15 protein-coding genes and 1 pseudogene are annotated in these 15,793 nt (G+C 68.6%); 13 read left to right on the forward strand and 3 right to left on the reverse strand.

The window, feature by feature from the left end; all coding sequences use genetic code 11:
• Window positions 1-18 precede the first annotated feature (18 nt).
• Genes NS334_RS12825 through NS334_RS12835 form a run of 3 tightly spaced genes read left to right on the forward strand, consistent with a single transcriptional unit; the run spans window position 19 to window position 3,212 of the window.
• Window positions 19-867 carry a helix-turn-helix domain-containing protein gene (locus tag NS334_RS12825; RefSeq protein ID WP_083500466.1) on the forward strand — a complete coding sequence of 283 codons (849 nt, stop codon included), beginning with the start codon at window positions 19-21 and terminating at the stop codon, window positions 865-867.
• A gap of 9 nt (window positions 868-876) precedes the next feature.
• Window positions 877-1,983: an NAD(P)-dependent alcohol dehydrogenase gene (locus tag NS334_RS12830; protein WP_058756353.1), complete on the forward strand. Its 1,107-nt coding sequence runs from the start codon at window positions 877-879 to the stop codon at window positions 1,981-1,983.
• Window positions 1,980-3,212, forward strand: a complete 1,233-nt coding sequence (locus tag NS334_RS12835; protein WP_058756354.1) for an NAD(P)/FAD-dependent oxidoreductase — start codon at window positions 1,980-1,982, stop codon at window positions 3,210-3,212. The genes NS334_RS12830 and NS334_RS12835 overlap by 4 nt, the downstream gene beginning before the upstream one ends.
• A 7-nt stretch (window positions 3,213-3,219) precedes the next feature.
• Here NS334_RS12835 and NS334_RS12840 read toward each other — a convergent pair whose 3' ends face one another.
• Window positions 3,220-4,743 (reverse strand): acyl-CoA synthetase, encoded by a 1,524-nt coding sequence (locus NS334_RS12840; protein WP_058756355.1) that lies wholly within the window; start codon window positions 4,741-4,743, stop codon window positions 3,220-3,222.
• 103 nt (window positions 4,744-4,846) lie between these two features.
• A complete protein-coding gene (locus NS334_RS12845; RefSeq protein ID WP_058756356.1) occupies window positions 4,847-5,479 on the reverse strand; it encodes a TetR/AcrR family transcriptional regulator in 633 nt (210 codons plus the stop codon).
• Between the two features lie 69 nt (window positions 5,480-5,548).
• On the opposite strand from NS334_RS12845, the gene NS334_RS12850 reads away from it, so the two are divergent.
• From NS334_RS12850 to NS334_RS17750, 10 genes are all read left to right on the forward strand, one after another.
• Window positions 5,549-6,676 carry an acyl-CoA dehydrogenase family protein gene (locus tag NS334_RS12850; RefSeq protein WP_058756357.1) on the forward strand — a complete coding sequence of 376 codons (1,128 nt, stop codon included), beginning with the start codon at window positions 5,549-5,551 and terminating at the stop codon, window positions 6,674-6,676.
• 30 nt (window positions 6,677-6,706) lie between these two features.
• On the forward strand, window positions 6,707-7,468 hold the full coding sequence (locus NS334_RS12855; RefSeq protein ID WP_058756358.1) for an SDR family NAD(P)-dependent oxidoreductase: 762 nt from the start codon (window positions 6,707-6,709) through the stop codon (window positions 7,466-7,468).
• Complete coding sequence (locus tag NS334_RS12860) at window positions 7,465-8,622, forward strand: acyl-CoA dehydrogenase family protein (protein ID WP_058756359.1); 1,158 nt, start codon at window positions 7,465-7,467, stop codon at window positions 8,620-8,622. The genes NS334_RS12855 and NS334_RS12860 overlap by 4 nt, the downstream gene beginning before the upstream one ends.
• Window positions 8,619-9,395: an enoyl-CoA hydratase-related protein gene (locus tag NS334_RS12865; protein ID WP_058756360.1), complete on the forward strand. Its 777-nt coding sequence runs from the start codon at window positions 8,619-8,621 to the stop codon at window positions 9,393-9,395. Before NS334_RS12860 ends, NS334_RS12865 begins: the two co-directional genes overlap by 4 nt.
• Complete coding sequence (locus NS334_RS12870; protein WP_058756368.1) at window positions 9,392-10,462, forward strand: phosphotransferase; 1,071 nt, start codon at window positions 9,392-9,394, stop codon at window positions 10,460-10,462. The genes NS334_RS12865 and NS334_RS12870 overlap by 4 nt, the downstream gene beginning before the upstream one ends.
• Complete coding sequence (locus tag NS334_RS12875; protein ID WP_058756361.1) at window positions 10,459-11,241, forward strand: enoyl-CoA hydratase/isomerase family protein; 783 nt, start codon at window positions 10,459-10,461, stop codon at window positions 11,239-11,241. The genes NS334_RS12870 and NS334_RS12875 overlap by 4 nt, the downstream gene beginning before the upstream one ends.
• A 4-nt stretch (window positions 11,242-11,245) precedes the next feature.
• Complete coding sequence (locus tag NS334_RS12880) at window positions 11,246-12,406, forward strand: acetyl-CoA C-acetyltransferase (RefSeq protein ID WP_058756362.1); 1,161 nt, start codon at window positions 11,246-11,248, stop codon at window positions 12,404-12,406.
• On the forward strand, window positions 12,406-13,389 hold the full coding sequence (locus NS334_RS12885; RefSeq protein ID WP_058756363.1) for an NAD(P)H-dependent flavin oxidoreductase: 984 nt from the start codon (window positions 12,406-12,408) through the stop codon (window positions 13,387-13,389). The genes NS334_RS12880 and NS334_RS12885 overlap by 1 nt, the downstream gene beginning before the upstream one ends.
• Before the next feature lies 1 nt (window position 13,390).
• Complete coding sequence (locus NS334_RS12890; RefSeq protein ID WP_058756364.1) at window positions 13,391-14,449, forward strand: CaiB/BaiF CoA transferase family protein; 1,059 nt, start codon at window positions 13,391-13,393, stop codon at window positions 14,447-14,449.
• 24 nt (window positions 14,450-14,473) lie between these two features.
• A protein-coding gene (locus tag NS334_RS17750; protein WP_206542657.1) for an IS3 family transposase occupies window positions 14,474-15,561 on the forward strand; the annotation gives its coding sequence in 2 pieces (ribosomal slippage) (window positions 14,474-14,726 and window positions 14,726-15,561; 1,089 coding nt in all).
• Between the two features lie 9 nt (window positions 15,562-15,570).
• Here NS334_RS17750 and NS334_RS17755 read toward each other — a convergent pair.
• A pseudogene (locus tag NS334_RS17755) lies at window positions 15,571-15,699 on the reverse strand (IS6 family transposase); the annotation flags it as partial.
• Window positions 15,700-15,793 lie beyond the last annotated feature (94 nt).

Below are 15,793 nucleotides of genomic sequence, written 5' to 3' on the forward strand. Positions count from 1 at the left end.
GAGAGGGAGGTGTCGGCGGTGCCCAGCAACGAAAACATCATCACCAGGACGCTGGGCCGCGCGCCCGACCGCAGCGTGAACATCGGCGCGTGGCAATTCGCACGCTGGCGGCAGTTCATCGGCAGCTACGAACTGCCCGCTTTGGTCGATCCGGTCTTCGTCGTGCATGTCGGCGGAAAGCCCGACACCCGCTTGTGGGAGGCGGATCACTGGAGCCAGTCGCGCTCGATCCCCGGCTGCGCGACGATCGTGCCGGCGGGGGTCAGCACCGGCTGGCGGATCGATGGCGAGCTGGACGTCGTGACCGTGTCGGTGCCGGTCGCCGAGCTGACGCAGCAGAGCGCGGTCGATCAATTCCGCGCTATGCGCTTCGCCTTCGCCGATCCGCTCGGCATCGCGCTCACGCGGCAGATCCTCGGCGAACTCTATGCCGCCCCGACGCAGGAGCGCGTGTCGTATATCGGCACGCTGCTCGACGCGCTGAAGGCGCACACGCTACGCGGCACGACGCCGAGCGGGGATCACGCCTTCCCCAGCGCCGATTTCTCCGCCTATCGCATGCACCAGATCATGAACGAGATCCTCGCGCGGCCGGAAGAGCCGCACACGCTGGAGGCGCTCGCCGCGCGCGCCGGCCTCACCTCCTCGCATTTCTGCCGCGTCTTCAAGAAGGCGACCGGCATCACGCCGCATCAATATGTGATGAAGGCGCGGCTGGAACGGGCGCAGGACCTGCTCGGCGCGTCCGACCTGTCGATCGCCGCGATCGCCGACCAGCTCGGTTTCACCAGCCAGAGCCATTTCACCCGTGCCTTCCGCCAATATGCCGGCCAGACGCCGAGCGGCTGGCGACAGACCATCCAATAGGGGCCGTTCATGCAGACCATCGCCGCCGTCGCGCGTCAGCCGCATGCCGATTTCACGATCGAGACGCTCGACGTCGCGGCGCCGCGCGCGGACGAGGTGCTGGTCCGCATCGTCGGCGTCGGGCTGTGCCACACCGATCTGGTGTTCCGCGACCAGTTCGTCCCCTATCCGCTCCCCGCGGTGCTGGGGCATGAGGGCGCCGGGGTCATCGAGGCGGTCGGCGCGGAGGTGTCGGGATTGCAGCCGGGCGACCGCGTGGTGCTGGGCTTCTCCAGCTGCGGGCATTGCGCGCGGTGCGACGACGGGCTGCCCAGTTATTGCAGCGACTTCCCGCCACTCAATTATGCCGGCGGGCGGCTGGAGGACGGGTCGACGGCCTTCTCGGCTGGCGGCACGCCGGTGTCCTCGCACTTCTTCGGCCAGTCGAGCTTCGCCGCGTACACCGTCGTGCGGGCGCGCAACGTCGTGAAGGTCGTCGACCCCGATGCACCGCTGGAGATCCTCGGCCCGCTGGGCTGTGGGTTCCAGACCGGCGCGGGCGGCGTAATGCGGTCGATGGCGTGCCCGGCGGGATCGTCGATCGCGATCGTCGGCGGCGGGCCGGTCGGGCTCGCGGCGGTGATGGGCGCAGTGATCCGCGACTGCGCGACGATCGTGCTGGTCGAACCGGTCGCCGCGCGCCGACAACTCGCGCTCGACCTCGGCGCGACGCATGTCGTCGATCCGGCGGCAGGCGACGTCACCGCAGCAATCCGCGCGATCCTGCCCGGCGGCGTCGACTTCGCCTTCGATACCAGCGGGCGGGTCGCCGCGATCGAGGCGGCGCTGGCTGCGCTCGCCCCGCGCGGGATGCTCGGGCTGGTCGGCGTGCCGCCCAAGGCGGAGGACGCCGTCGCGATCAACATCGCGGGCATGATCACCTACGGCCAGCGCGTGGTCGGGATCATGGAGGGCAACAGCGATCCGCAGACCTTCATCCCGGAGCTGATCGCGGCACATCGCGCCGGGCGTTTCCCGTTCGACCGGCTGGTCACGACCTTCCCGCTGGCCGAGATCAACGCGGCGATCGACGCGCAGAAGCGCGGCGATTGCGTCAAGGTGGTGCTGATCCCATGACCGATACTCGCTTCGACGTCGTGATCGTCGGCGGCGGCCACGCCGGGGCCGCGGCGGCGATCGCGCTGCGACAGGAGAAGTTCGCCGGCACGATCGCGATCGTCGGTGCCGAGCCCGACCTGCCCTACGAACGCCCGCCATTGTCGAAGGAATATCTGGCCGGCGACAAGCCGTTCGACCGCATCCTGATCCGCCCCGCCGCTTTCTGGGAAGAGCGACAGGTCACCATGTTGCCCGGCACGCGCGTCGTGGCGGTCGATCCCACCGCGATGACGGTCCACACCGACGGCGGGCAGGTGATCGGCTATGGCGACCTGATCTGGGCGACCGGAGGCGAGCCGCGGCGGCTGACCTGCGAGGGGCATCATCTGGCGGGCCTCCATGCCGTCCGCACGCGCGCGGACGTCGACCGGCTGCTCGCGGAGCTGCCCGACGCCCGCGACGTCGTGATCGTCGGCGGCGGCTATATCGGGCTGGAGGCGGCGGCGGCACTGACCAAATTCGGCAAGTCGGTGACGCTGGTCGAGGCGCTCGACCGTGTGCTGGCGCGGGTCGCGGGCGAACCGCTGTCGCGCTTCTACGAGGGCGAACACCGCGCGCATGGCGTGCGCGTGCTGCTCGGCGCGGCGGTGCGATGTATCGAGGGCGAGACCCGCGTCACCGGCGTCCGGCTGGCGAGCGGCGAGGTGCTGCGCGCCGATATGGTGATCGTCGGCATCGGCATCGTCCCCGCGATTGCGCCGCTGGCCGATGCGGGTGCGGCAACCGGAAACGGCGTTGCGGTCGACGCCTGCTGTCGCACCACCCTGCCGCATGTCTATGCGATCGGCGACTGCGCCGCGCATGCGAACCGCTTTGCAGACGGCGCGACGATCCGTCTCGAATCCGTGCAGAACGCCACCGACCAGGCTACCGTCGCCGCACGCGCGATCATCGGGCGCGAAGCGGCGTATGACGCGGTGCCGTGGTTCTGGTCGAACCAGTACGACCTGAAGCTACAGACGGTCGGGCTGTCGTCGGGCTTCGACCAGGCGGTGGTGCGCGGGGTGCCGGCGGAGCGCAGCTTCTCGATCGTCTATCTGCGCGAGGGCCGGGTGATCGCGATCGACGCGGTCAATGCGGTTCGCGATTACGTGCAGGGACGCGCGCTGGTGATCGCTGGCGCGCGCATTTCAGCGGAGGTGCTGGCGAACAAGACCCGCACGCTAAAGGAGCTCGCGACCACCTGACATCACGTCATTGCGGGCGCAGATAACGCTCCCGCAGCGTGCGCTTGACCAATTTCCCAGTCGGCTCACGCGGCAGCTCGGCGACGAAGTCAACCCGCCGCGGCGTCTTCACGCCCCCCAGCGCCACCCGCGCAAACGCCCGCAACTCCGCGGCCAGAGCGTCATCGGCCACGACACCCGGCGCAGGCTGCACCACCGCCAGCACCATCTCCCCCATCTCCTCGCACGGCACGCCGATCACCGCGACGTCCGCGACCGCCGGATGGGTGACGAGCAGATTCTCGATCTCCTGCGGGTAGATGTTCACCCCGCCGGAGATGATCATGAAGCTCTTGCGATCAGACAGGAACAGATAGCCGTCCTCGTCGACATGCCCGACGTCGCCCAGCGTCGCCCAGCCGCGATGGTCGTGCGCCGCGGCGGTCTTTGCGGGATCGTTGAGATAGCGAAAGGCTGGCCCATCGCCGAAATAGACGTCGCCGGTCGCCCCGACCGGCAGCTCGTTCCCGTCATCGTCGGTGATATGCAACGTGCCCAGCACCGCGCGTCCTACCGATCCCGGCTTGCGCAGCCATTCCTCGCTAGACAGCGCGGTGATGCCGCAACTCTCGGTCCCGGAATAATATTCGTGGAGGATCGGCCCGACCCAGTCGATCATCGCCCGCTTGACCGGCACCGGGCACGGCGCGGCGGCATGGACGACCGCCCGCAGCGAGGACAGATCGTAACGCGCACGCACCTCCTCCGGCAGTTTCAGCATCCGCACGAAATGCGTCGGCACGAACGTGGCGTGGGTGACGCAGTGCCGCTCGATCAGCGCCAGCGTCGCCTCCGGCTCGAACCGCTCCATGACGATCGCCGTGCCGCCCAGCCGCTGCACCGTCATCGCCCAGCGCAGCGGCGCGGCGTGGTAGAGCGGCGAGGTCGACAGATAGACCGTCCCCGCATCCATGCCGTACAACCCCGCCCCCATCCGCGTCAGCGGCGTTTCGTGCGCGATCGGCCCGTCGGGAAGTTCGGGCATCACGCCCTTCGGCCGCCCGGTGGTGCCCGACGAATAGAGCAGGTCGGTCCCCGCACTCTCGTCGGCGATCGGGGTAACCGGATGCCCCGCCACCGCCGCGGACCAGTCGCCGAACCGGTCGTAACCACCGTCCCACACGAACGCCGCCAGTTCGGGATGCCCGGCCAGCGCCTCGCGCGCCAGATCGCGGCAGGTGGGCGATACGACCAGCAACTTCGCCCCCGAGTCACCAAGGATATAGGCGATATCGCGCGCGCTCAGCTTGTTCGAGATCGCGGTCTGGTACAGCCCGGTGCGCTGCGCGGCCCAGCCGAACACGAACACCTCCGGCGCGTTGGCGAACAGCGTCGCGACGACGTCGCCGTGCTTCAGCCCCAAGCTGCGCAACTGCCACGCACTGGCATTCGATCGTTCGTCGAGTTGCCGATAGCTCAGGCGATCGCCGCTCTCGGCCATGACGACCGCCGCCTTGTCCGGCCACCGGACGGCATGTTCAGCCGGGTGCATCTGTCCTCTCCATCGTATTTTGTACCCGGAGGAACCACGCGTGCGGACCGGCGGCAATCGCCGCGCAAGAAATGTCGAAATCGGCGCGCGCGACGAACAATCGTCAGCGCGGCGCGACCCCCTCGATCAACATCGCGACCATCCGCTCCGCCACCTCGGTCGCGCCCAGCGTACCGCCGGGCACGAACCAGCGCGCGGGCCAGTTGAGCGCGCCCGCCAGCGCGAACGCCAGCAACTTCGGATCATCCGCCACGACCGATCCGTCCGCGATCCCCGCCGCGATCAGGTCGCGCAGCGCATCGTCGATCTCACGCTTCAGGCTGCGGAAGCGCGCTGCACTGTCGGGCGACAGCGCCTCGTCGCCGGTGCGGATCACGCAGCGTCCGAAATCATCCATGTTGATCCGCGCATAACGGATCAGGAAGTCGCGCAGGCGGTCGATCCCCCGCCCCGGCTCCGCCGCCGCGACCGCCGCCGCCTCGCGCAACTGCCCCAACCCGATCGACACGCATTCCAGCAGCACCTGATCCTTGTTGCCGAGGTGGTGGTAGATTGTCGGTTTCGACACGCCCAGGCTGGCCGCGACATCATCGAGCGACGTCGCGTGAAAGCCGTGTTCGTTGAACATCCTGACCGCCGCCAGCAACAGCGCGTCGCGCTTCGCCGCGCGACTGGCAAGCCGCTGCGCACGGTCGGGGAACGGCGATGGCGGCTCGGCGGGCATCGTTTTGGCCATGCCGGACTATTGACACCCGACCCGCGGGAACGCAACCTACTCATCAGTAGCATTTAGTCGGAACGGTAGATGATTCTTTCCGAGACCCAGACCGCCATCCGCGACACGGTGCGCAGCTTCGCGCAGGAACAGGTGCGCCCGCACGGCGCCGCCTATGAGGCAGCGGGCGGCTTCCCGCCCGAGCTGTTCCGCGAACTGGGCGCGATGGGGTTGCTAGGAATGACCGCGCCTGCCGAGCTGGGCGGCGCGGCGGCGGATTACGTGTCCTATGCGCTCGCGCTGATCGAGATCGCCGCCGCCGACGGCGCGCTGTCGACGATCGTGTCGATCCAGAATTCGATCATGGTGTCGGGGCTGCTCAAGGACGCCTCCCCCGCGCAACGCGAGCGCTGGCTGCCCCCGCTGATCGCCGGCGACGCCATCGGGGCGTTTGCGCTCACCGAGGCGGATGCCGGGTCGGACGCCGCCGCGCTGCGCACCCGCGCGACGCGGGTCGCGGGCGGCTGGCAACTCGATGGCGCGAAACAGTTCATCACCTCGGGGCGGATCGCCAAGGTGGCGATGGTGATCGCGGTCACCGACCCCGCGGCGGGGCGCAAGGGCATGTCGGCGTTCCTCGTGCCGACCGACACGCCAGGCTATTCGGTCGACAAGGTCGAGCACAAATTGGGACAGGCCGCGTCGGACACCTGCGCCTTGCGCTTCGACGCCTGCATGGTCCCCGACGACGCGCTGCTCGGCGCGGAGCGGCGCGGCTATGCGATCGCGCTGTCCAATCTGGAGGCGGGGCGGATCGGCATCGCCGCGCAGTCGGTCGGGATGGCGCAGGCGGCGCTCGACATTGCGATCGATTATGCGCGCGACCGGGCGAGTTTCGGCAAGCCGATCATCGAGCATCAGGCGGTCGGCTTCCGGCTAGCCGATCTCGCCACGCGGCTGGAGGCGGCACGGCTGATGGTGCTGCACGCCGCCGCGCTGAAGGATGCCGGGCAACCCGCGCTACAGGCGGCGTCGATGGCGAAGCTGTTCGCGTCCGAAGCGGCGGAGGCGATCGTCTCGGGCGCGATCCAGACGCTCGGCGGCTACGGTTATCTCGAGGAATATGGCCTCGCCAAGATCTACCGCGATGTGCGCGTCTGCCAGATCTACGAGGGCACGTCGGACATCCAGCGAATGGTGATCGCACGCGGCCTCTGACGAACGAAAATATACAGGAGAGAGTGGGATATGCGGATTGAGGGCATGGCCGCCATCGTCACCGGCGGCGCTTCGGGGCTGGGCGGCGGCACCGCGAGGCGACTCGCCGCGGCCGGGTCGAAGGTCGCGATCTTCGACCTGAACGCCGACATGGGCGAGGCGCTGGCGACGGAGATCGGCGGCCACTTCGTGCGCGTCGACGTGACCGACGAAGACGCGGTCGCGAACGCCATCGCGGAGGCCGAGGCGGTCAACGGCAAGGCCCGCATCCTCGTCAATTGCGCCGGGATCGGACAGCCTGCGAAGGTGATCGATCGCGAGGGCCAGCCGCTTCCGCTCGCGTCGTTCGCGAAGATCGTGACCATCAACCTGCTCGGCACCTTCAACGTGCTGTCGAAGTTCGCCGCCGCGCTGCACGCCGCCGATCCGGTCGGCGAGGAACGCGGCGTGGTCGTCAACACCGCCTCGGTCGCGGCCTATGACGGGCAGATCGGCCAGGCCGCCTACGCCGCGTCGAAGGGCGGCGTGGTCGGCATGACGCTGCCGATCGCGCGTGAGCTGGCGCGCTACGGCATCCGCGTGATGACGATCGCGCCGGGCATCTTCTGGACGCCGCTACTCGCGACGCTGCCGCAGGAGGCGCAGGACTCGCTCGGCGCGCAGGTGCCCTTCCCCTCGCGGCTCGGGCAGCCCGACGAATATGCGCGGCTGGTCGAGGCGATCGTCACCAACCCGATGCTCAACGGCGAGACGATCCGGCTGGACGGCGCGATCCGCATGGCGCCGCGATGAGCGCGCGCGCGGAGGAAATCGGCGCGCGGGTCGCGGCGTTCGTGCGCGAAGTGGTCGTGTCCTACGAACACGACCCGCGCCGCACCGCACACGGGCCGAGCGATGAACTGGTCACCGAACTGCGCGAGAAGGCGCGCGCGGCGGGGGTGCTGACCCCGCACATCCTGCCCGACGGCACGCACCTGACGCAGCGCGAGACTGCATATGTCCTGCGCCAGTCCGGCCTGTCGCCACTCGGCCCGCTGGCGGTCAACACCGCCGCGCCCGACGAGGGCAATATGTACCTGCTCGGCAAGGTCGGCACGCCGGAACAGAAGCGCCGCTTCCTCGACCCGCTGGTGCGCGGCGAGGCGCGGTCGGCGTTCTTCATGACCGAACCCGCCGAGGACGGCGGTGCCGGCTCCGACCCGTCGATGATGCAGACCACCGCCACGCTTGATGGCAATCACTGGGTCGTCGACGGGCGCAAGGCGTTCATCACCGGCGCGGACGGCGCGGCGATAGGGATCGTCATGGCGAAGTCGAATGACGGCGCGTGCATGTTCCTGGTCGACCTGCCCGATCCGGCGATCGTGATCGAACGCGTGCTGGACACGATCGACAACTCGATGCCCGGCGGCCATGCGGTGGTACGCATCGACAACCTCCGCGTCCCCGCCGACCAGATGCTGGGGCACAGCGGCGAGGGCTTCAAGTACGCGCAGATCCGCCTCGCCCCCGCCCGGCTGTCGCATTGCATGCGCTGGCTGGGGGCGTGCGTCCGCGCGAACGAGATCGCGACCGATTACGCGTGCCGGCGCCACGCGTTCGGCAAGCCGCTGATCGACCACGAGGGCGCCGGCTTCATGCTGGCCGACAATCTGATCGACCTGAAACAGGCCGAGCTGATGGTCGACTGGTGCGCCGACGTGCTCGACGGCGGCGAGCCCGGCGGCGCGGAAAGCTCGATGGCCAAGGTCGCGGTGTCGGAGGCGCTGATGCGCGTCGCGGATCGCTGCGTCCAGGTGATGGGCGGTACGGGCGTGACGGGCGACACGATCGTCGAGCAGGTGTTTCGCGAAATCCGCGCCTTCCGCATCTACGACGGCCCGACCGAGGTCCACAAATGGAGCCTCGCCAAGAAGATCAAGCGCGACCGGAAGGACGCGAAATGACGTACCGCTACATCAAGGTCACGCGCGAGGGGCGGCTGACGATCGTCACGATCGACCGGCCGGAAGCGCACAACGCGCTGAACGCCGCTGCACATGACGAACTCGCCGCCGCGTTCGACGCCTTCGCCGCCGATCCCGAACAATGGGTCGCGATCATCACCGGCGCGGGCGAGAAGGCGTTCTGCGCCGGCCACGATCTGAAGCAGCAGGCGTCGGGCGGCGGCATGTCGACCCCGGCGACCGGCTTCGCCGGGCTGACCGCGCGCTTCGACATGGCCAAGCCGGTGATCGCCGCGGTCAACGGCGTCGCGATGGGCGGCGGGTTCGAGATCGCGCTGGCCTGCGACCTGATCGTCGCGGCACGCTCGGCGTCGTTCGCGCTGCCCGAGCCACGCGTCGGGCTGGCGGCACTGGCGGGCGGGTTGCAGCGGCTGCCCCGCGTCGTCGGCCTCAAGAATGCGATGGGGATGATGCTGACCGGGCGACGCGTCGGCGCGGAGGAAGGCCAGCGGCTCGGCTTCGTCAACGAGGTCGTCGATGGCGACATGCTGGCGGCGGCGCGGCGCTGGGCAACCGAGATCCTCGCGTGCAGCCCGATGGCGGTGCGCGCCACCAAGGAAGCGGTATTGCGCGGGCTCGACACCCCAGCCGAACGTTTCCTGCGCGAGCAATGGGAGTATCCCGCCACCGCCGCGATGATGACGTCGCAGGACGCGGTGGAGGGACCGGCGGCGTTCGCGGAAAAGCGCACCCCCGCATGGACCGGGCGATGACCGGCGCGCTCAGCCAGGCCGCCAACGCCGGCACTACCGCGGTCCGCGACGCGCATCGCTTCGACGAAGCCGCGCTCGCCGCGTGGATGGCGGAGCATGTCGTGGGCTTCGCAGGGCCGCTGACGGTCGAGCAATTCAAGGGCGGCCAGTCCAACCCGACCTATCGGCTGCACACCCCGACCGCCGCCTATGTGCTGCGCCGCAAGCCGCCCGGCCCGCTGCTGAAGGGTGCGCACGACGTGCTGCGTGAGGCGCGCATCCTCACCGCACTGGCGAAGACGAACGTCCCGGTCGCGCCGATCCATGGCGTCTGCGCAGACGACGACGTGATCGGCACGCCCTTCTTCGTCATGGGACTGGTCGAGGGCCGCATCTTCTGGGACGCCACCTTCCCCGACGTGTCGCGGGAGCATCGCGCCGCCTGTTTCGACGCGATGAACGCCACGCTCGCGGCGCTGCACGGCGTCGATTACGAAGCGGTCGGGCTCGGCGATTACGGCCGCCTCGGCAACTACTTCGCACGGCAGATCGCGCGCTGGTCCCGGCAGTATCGCGAAGACACCGACGCCGGGTGCGACCCCGCGATGGACGCGCTGGTCGAGTGGCTGCCTGCGAACATCCCGACCGACGACGAAACGCGGATCGTCCATGGCGATTTCCGCTGCGACAACATGATCTTCCACCCGACCGAACCGCGCATCCTCGCGGTGCTCGACTGGGAATTGTCGACGCTCGGCCATCCGCTCGCCGACTTCGCCTATCACGCGATGATGTACCGGATGCCGCCCGAGATCGTCGCGGGGCTTGCAGGCGCCGACATCGCCGCGCTCGGCATTCCGACCGAGCAGGACTATATCGCGGCCTATTGCGCGCGCACCGGGCGCGCGGCGATCCCGGACCACGACTTCTACGTCGCGTTCAACTTCTTTCGGCTGGCGGCGATCTTCCACGGGATCAAGGGCCGCGTAATCCGCGGCACCGCCGCCTCCGCGCACGCACGCAACCGCGCCGCCAGCTTTCCGCAGGTCGCCCGTCTGGCCCTTGACGCGATGGAGGCCTGTCGATGACCACCGTCCTCCTGCACCGCGACGGCGCGGTCGCGCGCATCGTGCTGAACCGTCCCGAAAGCGGCAACGCCATCGATCCCGCGCTGGCGGACCGGCTTGCCGAGGTCGCGGCGGACGTCGCCGCCGACCCCGCGATCCGCTGCGTCGTGCTGACCGGCGCTGGCCGACTGTTCTGCGCGGGCGGTGACGTCTCCGCGATGGCCGCGGCGGGCGATGCGGCCAACGCGTTCCTGCGCGCGCTGGCCGACACGCTCCACAGCGCGCTCAGGACATTGGCCACGATGCCCAAGCCGCTGATCGTGGCGGTCAACGGCCCCGCCGCCGGGGCGGGCCTCAGTCTGGCGCTGCTCGGCGACGTGGTGATCGCGGCACGCTCCGCACATTTTACCGCCGCCTATACCGCGATCGGCCTGACGCCCGATGGCGGGATGAGCTGGCTGCTCCCGCGCATCGTCGGTCTGCGCCGCGCGCAGGCGATGATCCTCACGAACCAGCGTGTTTCGGCGGAAGAGGCAGCGCAGCTGGACATGGTCACCTGCCTCGCCGACGACGCCAACCTCGACACCGTCGTGGCCGACTTCGCTGCGCGGCTGGTGGCGGCACCGACCGCGGCGATCGGCGCGGCGCGCGCCCTGATCCTCGACGGCGCCACCGCCACCTTCTCCGATCATCTCGATCGCGAAGCCGCGACCATCGCCGTCGCCGGCGACCAAGCCGAAGCGCGCGAGGGCATCGCCGCCCTGCTCGCGCGCCGCAAACCCTCGTTCGAAGGAGCCTGATCCGATGGCCGAAGCCTATGTCGTCGATGCCGTCCGAACCGCCGGGGGCCGCCGCAACGGCCGGCTGGCGGGCGTCCACCCCGCCGATCTCGGCGCGGCGGTGCTCGACGCGTTGGTCGATCGCACCGGCATCGACCCGGCGGCGATCGACGACGTGATCCTCGGCTGCGTCACGCAGGCCGGGGAGCAGTCCTTCGCGTTCGGGCGCAACGTCGTCTTCGCCTCGAAACTGCCCGACAGCGTTCCCGCCGTAACGATCGACCGCCAGTGCGGATCGTCGCAACAGGCGATCCACTTCGCTGCGCAGGCGGTCATGTCGGGCACGCAGGACGTGGTGATCGCGGCGGGCGCGGAGAGCATGTCGCGCGTGCCGATGTTCTCGAACCTGTCGCTTCACCAGAAGGAAGGGATCGGCATCGGCCCGGTCAGCGAAAGCATCGCCGCACGCTTCGGCATCGCGGAATTCAGCCAGTTCAAGGGCGCGGAGATGATCGCGCGAAAGCACGGCTTCGACCGCGTCGCGCTCGACCGCTTCGCGCTGGAAAGCCACCGCCGCGCCGCCGCCGCGACCGAGGCGGGCGCGTTCGATGCGGAGATCGTCCCGGTGCTGGTCGATGGCGAACCGCACGTCCGCGACGAGGGCATCCGCTACGACGCGACGCTGGAGAGCATTGGCGCGGTGAAGCTGCTGGCGGAGGGCGGCGTCATCTCCGCCGCCAACGCCAGCCAGATCTGCGACGGGGCGAGCGGCGTGCTGGTCGTCAGCGAGCGCGCGCTCAAGGAACACGGCCTGACCCCGATCGCGCGGATCGTCGACATGACCGTCACCGCGGGCGACCCGGTCATCATGCTGGAGGAGCCGCTGTTCGCCACCGACAAGGCGCTCAAGAAGAGCGGGCTGTCGATCGATGCGATCGACCTCTACGAGGTGAATGAAGCGTTCGCGCCGGTGCCGCTCGCCTGGGCCGGGCACGTCGGCGCGGACCCGGCGAGGCTGAACGTCAACGGCGGCGCGATCGCGCTCGGCCATCCGCTGGGTGCAAGCGGCACCAAGCTGATGACGACGCTGATCCACGCGCTCCGTGCCCGTGGCAAGCGCTACGGCCTGCAAACGATGTGCGAAGGCGGCGGGATCGCCAACGTGACCATCGTCGAGGCGCTGTGATGGCGCTGCGGACACGCATTACCGAGCTGCTCGGGATCGAACATCCGATCGTTCAGGGCGGGATGATGTGGGTCGGGCGCGCCGAACTCGCTGCCGCGGTCTCGAACGCCGGCGGGCTGGGCATCCTGACAGCGCTGACCCAGCCGACCCCTGACGATTTGCGTCGTGAGATCGCGCGCTGCCGGACGCTCACCGACAAGCCGTTCGGCGTGAACCTGACCATCCTCCCCTCGGTCAGCCCCCCGCCCTATGCCGAATACCGGCAGGCGATCATCGACATGGGCGTCACCATCGTCGAAACCGCCGGACATCGTCCGCAGGAGCATGTCGAGCATTTCAAGGCGCACGGGCTGACCGTGATCCACAAATGCACAGCCGTCCGCCACGCATTGTCGGCGGAGCGGATGGGCGTCGACGCGATCTCGATCGACGGTTTCGAATGCGCCGGCCATCCCGGCGAGGACGATATTCCGGGGCTGATCCTGATCCCTGCCGCCGCGGACAAGGTGACGGTACCGATGCTGGCCAGCGGCGGGTTCGGCGATGGGCGCGGGCTGGTCGCAGCGCTCGCGCTGGGTGCGGAGGGGATCAACATGGGGACGCGCTTCTGCGCGACGGTCGAGGCGCCGATCCACGACGCGGTCAAGCAGCTGATTGTCGCCAATGACGAGCGTGCGACGAACCTGATCTTCCGCCGCTTCCACAATACCGGGCGCGTCGCGAGGACGAGCGTGTCCGACAAGGTGGTCGCAATTTCCGCGCAACCCGAGGCGGTGTTCGAGGACATTCGCCCCCTCGTATCGGGTGCGAAGGGCCGCATCGCGCTGGAGACCGGCGATCTCGATGCCGGGCTGGTCTGGGCCGGACAGGTGCAGGGGCTGATCCACGACGTGCCCACCTGTCGCGAGCTGATCGAGCGGATCGTCGGCGAGGCGGAGGCGATCATCGCCGCGCGGCTCTCCGGCTTCCGCGCGGCTGCCTGAGATGGGCGCGCTCACCGGGCTGCGCGTGGTCGAGTTCGCCGGCATCGGGCCGGGCCCGCATTGCGCGATGATGCTCGCCGATCATGGCGCCGAGGTGATCCGCATCGATCGCGAAGGCGGCAACGGCTGGCCCAACCCGATCATGGATCGCGGGCGCATCACAATGACGCTCGACATCCGCACCGACGCCGGACGCACCGCCGCGCTCGACCAGTGTGACCGTGCCGACGTGGTCATCGAGGGGTTCCGGCCCGGCGTCATGGAACGGCTCGGCCTCGGCCCGGAGGTGGTGCTCGCACGCAATCCTGCGCTGGTCTATGGCCGGATGACCGGCTGGGGACAGGACGGTCCGCTGGCGCGCCGCGCCGGGCACGACATCAACTACATCGCGCTGACCGGCGCACTGGACGCGATCGGCGAACCGGGCCGCCGCGCGATTCCGCCGCTCAACCTGGTCGGCGATTTCGGCGGCGGATCGATGTTCCTCGCCTTCGGCATCCTCGCCGCCTTGTGGGAGCGGGAGCGATCCGGGCAAGGACAGGTGGTCGACGCCGCGATTGTCGACGGGGTCAGCCACCTCATGACGATGTTCACCGGCCTGCTGCCGTCCGGCCGCCTCTCGCTCGACCGCGCGCACAACATGCTCGGCGGCAGCGCACCCTTCTATCGCACCTACAAATGCGCGGACGATCGCGAGGTCGCCGTGGGCGCGATCGAACCGGCGTTCTGGTCGCAACTGCTCGACATTCTAGGCCTGACCGACGCCGGCCTGTCCCAACGCGAACAGGATTGGCCGAAGACGACCGAAACGCTCGAAAACACGTTCCTGACCGCTCCCCGTGACCACTGGATACAGCTGTTCCGCGACACCGATGCGTGCGTAACACCCGTCCTATCGGCTCAGGAAGCGACACGCGACGAGCATCTCACCGCACGAAACACCTTCATCAACCAGCAAAACCTTCCCCAAGCCACCGCCGCCCCCCGCCTGTCACGCACACCTAGTGACGTCCTCCCTGTTTTTTCATCCATGTTGAGTGAGAGTTTTCCGGCCCTTTGAAGCCTGCGGGCGAGGAGTTGGGACATGAAGAAGACGAGGCATACTGAGGAGCAAATCGCGTTCGCGCTGAAGCAGGCGGAGACGGGCACGTCTGTGGCGGAGGTGATCCGCCGGATGGGGATTTCGGAGCAGACCTTCTACCGCTGGAAGAAGGTGTACGGCGGGCTTGGGGTAGGCGAGCTGCGGCGCCTGAAGCTGCTTGAGGAGGAGAACCGCAAGCTCAAGCAGCTCGTCGCGGATCTAAGCCTCGACAAGCATATTCTGCAGGACGTTCTGGCAAAAAAGCCCTGACGCCTGGACGACGGCGCGAGCTCGTCGCGCACGTCCAGGCGTCCCACGGCGTCAGCGAGCGGCGCAGCTGCTCGGCGCTGGGCGTCGACCGGTCGTCGGTGCGCTACGTGTCGCATCGGCCGGACCAGGCGCCGCTGATGCTGCGTATCCGTGATCTGGCGGCGACGCGGACGCGGTACGGGTACTTCAGGATCTACATCCTGCTGCGCAGGGAGGGCTGGTTCGTAAATCACAAGCGGGTCTACCGGCTCTACCGGGACGATGGACTGAGCCTTCGGCTCAAGAAACCCCGTCGCAACGTCAGCGCCGTCAACCGCGACCGACAACCTGCGGCCGCGGCGGCCAACGAGATGTGGTCGATGGACTTCGTCTCGGACGCGCTGTTCGACGGCCGGCGCCTGCGGGCGCTGACGGTGGTGGACGCGTTCACCCGTGAGGCGCTGGCGATCCACGTCGACCAAGGCATCAAGGGTGAGCAGGTGGTCGAGGTTATGGCGCGGATCTCGTCGATCCGCGGTGCACCCAGAACCATTCGGGTGGACAATGGGCCCGAGTTCATCTCGAAGGCGCTCGACCGCTGGGCGTATGAGAACGGCGTCACGCTGGACTTCAGCCGGCCGGGCAAACCAACGGACAACGCGTTCGTGGAGTCGTTCAACGGCCGCCTTCGGGACGAGTGCTTGAACACGCACTGGTTCCTGTCTCTGGAGGACGCGCGGGCAAAGATCGAGGCCTGGCGGCGCGACTACAACGAGAGCCGTCCTCACGGTGCTGTCAGTCTAATGCGAACCCGTCTCCACACGATGCATTTGGGTCTTTGATGGCGACGTTCAGCTGACGAGTGCCTGCCACTCCGCCAGTGCGGCGGAGCGTCGTTCCCGGTAGGTCTGTCGATTGATGAGGTGGCGTTCCAGGCTGAAGTGATTGTGAACATCGGCGTGGACGGAGGCGAACTTCTGCGGGACTGTCAGGAATTTTGTGCGGGAGGCCATAGGATGGAATGGAAGGGACCATCGGTATGGCAATCGACAGGGACGTGCTGGACCAGCTTCT

Origin of the sequence: Sphingomonas endophytica (assembly GCF_001476895.1) — a bacterium.
GTDB lineage: Bacteria > Pseudomonadota > Alphaproteobacteria > Sphingomonadales > Sphingomonadaceae > Sphingomonas > Sphingomonas endophytica_A.

Bases quoted from the DNA above. Each gene is read 5' to 3' on its own strand.
- NS334_RS12830 (WP_058756353.1), top strand. From the start codon at position 877: ATGCAGACCATCGCCGCCGTCGCGCGTCAGCCGCATGCCGATTTCACG.
- NS334_RS12835 (WP_058756354.1), top strand. From the start codon at position 1,980: ATGACCGATACTCGCTTCGACGTCGTGATCGTCGGCGGCGGCCACGCC.
- NS334_RS12840 (WP_058756355.1), bottom strand. From the start codon at position 4,743: ATGCACCCGGCTGAACATGCCGTCCGGTGGCCGGACAAGGCGGCGGTC.
- NS334_RS12845 (WP_058756356.1), bottom strand. From the start codon at position 5,479: ATGGCCAAAACGATGCCCGCCGAGCCGCCATCGCCGTTCCCCGACCGT.
- NS334_RS12850 (WP_058756357.1), top strand. From the start codon at position 5,549: ATGATTCTTTCCGAGACCCAGACCGCCATCCGCGACACGGTGCGCAGC.
- NS334_RS12855 (WP_058756358.1), top strand. From the start codon at position 6,707: ATGCGGATTGAGGGCATGGCCGCCATCGTCACCGGCGGCGCTTCGGGG.
- NS334_RS12860 (WP_058756359.1), top strand. From the start codon at position 7,465: ATGAGCGCGCGCGCGGAGGAAATCGGCGCGCGGGTCGCGGCGTTCGTG.
- NS334_RS12865 (WP_058756360.1), top strand. From the start codon at position 8,619: ATGACGTACCGCTACATCAAGGTCACGCGCGAGGGGCGGCTGACGATC.
- NS334_RS12870 (WP_058756368.1), top strand. From the start codon at position 9,392: ATGACCGGCGCGCTCAGCCAGGCCGCCAACGCCGGCACTACCGCGGTC.
- NS334_RS12875 (WP_058756361.1), top strand. From the start codon at position 10,459: ATGACCACCGTCCTCCTGCACCGCGACGGCGCGGTCGCGCGCATCGTG.
- NS334_RS12880 (WP_058756362.1), top strand. From the start codon at position 11,246: ATGGCCGAAGCCTATGTCGTCGATGCCGTCCGAACCGCCGGGGGCCGC.
- NS334_RS12885 (WP_058756363.1), top strand. From the start codon at position 12,406: ATGGCGCTGCGGACACGCATTACCGAGCTGCTCGGGATCGAACATCCG.
- NS334_RS12890 (WP_058756364.1), top strand. From the start codon at position 13,391: ATGGGCGCGCTCACCGGGCTGCGCGTGGTCGAGTTCGCCGGCATCGGG.